Here is a 340-nt window from a genome sequence, read left to right as displayed (position 1 = left end):
CAGCACCACCGGAGTCGACTACGGGCGGTGGGACGGTTCGGCCTCGCCCTCCACCTGCTGCTGCTGGGCTGGCTGGTACTGAGACCGCTGCCGGTGGCCTGGGTCTACGACGCCAACCTGACGCCACTGGCCTCGCTCCGCTTCTCCTCCGCGGGCCAGCTGCTCGGCGAGCTGCTGCTGCCCGCCCCGCTCGGCGTCCTCCTCCCGCTCGCCGGCGGCCGGCTCGGGACCCCCTGGCTCCCGTCCTTCCTGCGCACCACCGGCGCATCGGCCCTGCTGGCCACGGCACTGGAGTTCCTCTCCTCGTGGGCGCCCGGGCACGTGCTCAACGTCGACCACA

At 73.5% G+C, this 340-nt stretch carries 1 pseudogene; it reads left to right on the top strand.

What is annotated here, in order from left to right:
• Positions 1 to 27: 27 nt before the first annotated feature.
• Positions 28 to 340: pseudogene (locus tag BI06_RS50735) on the top strand (VanZ family protein); the annotation flags it as partial.

The sequence above is a fragment of the Kitasatospora sp. MBT66 genome, from assembly GCF_000710405.2.
GTDB lineage: Bacteria > Actinomycetota > Actinomycetes > Streptomycetales > Streptomycetaceae > Kitasatospora > Kitasatospora purpeofusca.
Note: the sequence above shows the minus strand (reverse complement) of the source record. Positions and strands in the feature narration are given on the sequence as shown.